Raw genomic sequence first — 323 nt, forward strand, 5'->3', positions numbered from 1 at the left:
CGCCAGATCGAGACGGGCCGGCGTTGCCGGAGGCTTGTCGGCCGCGGCGGCAGATCCGCTGGAAAACGGTTTGCGGACGTCGAGCGCGAGCTGCACCGCTGCATTGAGAAGGGGGACGTCGCGTTCGGGCAGCTTCGCGCGGTCGAGCGCCTTCAGCTCGGCGAGACCGCCGTCATATTCGTCGGTGAGCACGCGCGAAGCGCCGCGGAAGAAATGCGCCCGTTCGCGCTCCACTGATGCGTCGGGGCTGAGCGCCAACGCCCTCTCGCCGGCGAGCCGGGTCACGGCCATCTGTCCGCGCACCATCGCCGCGCGCGCGATCA

At 70.6% G+C, this 323-nt stretch carries 1 pseudogene; it reads right to left on the bottom strand.

The features are described from left to right. Positions 1 to 323, bottom strand: a pseudogene (locus tag JHD07_RS16475) (chemotaxis protein); the annotation flags it as partial.

The organism is Bradyrhizobium sp. (genome assembly GCF_016462955.1).
In the GTDB taxonomy this organism is placed as follows: Bacteria; Pseudomonadota; Alphaproteobacteria; order Rhizobiales; family Xanthobacteraceae; genus Bradyrhizobium.